Here is a 319-nt window from a genome sequence, read left to right on the forward strand (position 1 = left end):
CGCCAACGCCGGAGCCGTTGACGCCATTGGTCGCCGCCGTCAGGAAGCTCTCGTCCACCGTCAGCGTCGGCGCCGTGAACTGCGGGTTGGCAACGATCGAGGGACCGTCGTCGTTGACGGTCAGCAGGTTGCCGATGTTGATCGCCTGCGAGGCCTTGTCGCCGTCGCCGTCGGTCACCGTCGCCGTCAGCTGGATCAGGTTGGCCGCCAGGCTGGTGCCGTCGTTGGGCGTGTTGGCCAGATTGTCTTCATGCACCGCCCGGTCGAGATCGAGCGACACCTTGCCGGTGGCGTCCACGCCCAGCGTGAACACCAGCGG

Annotated in this window: 1 protein-coding gene; it reads right to left on the reverse strand. The window is 67.4% G+C overall.

The features are described from left to right. Positions 1–319, reverse strand: a 319-nt coding sequence (locus ACWGS9_RS35630) for a DUF5801 repeats-in-toxin domain-containing protein (protein ID WP_454509536.1), incomplete at both ends; no start/stop codon positions are given.

This window comes from Mesorhizobium sp. Arg314 (genome assembly GCF_053714275.1).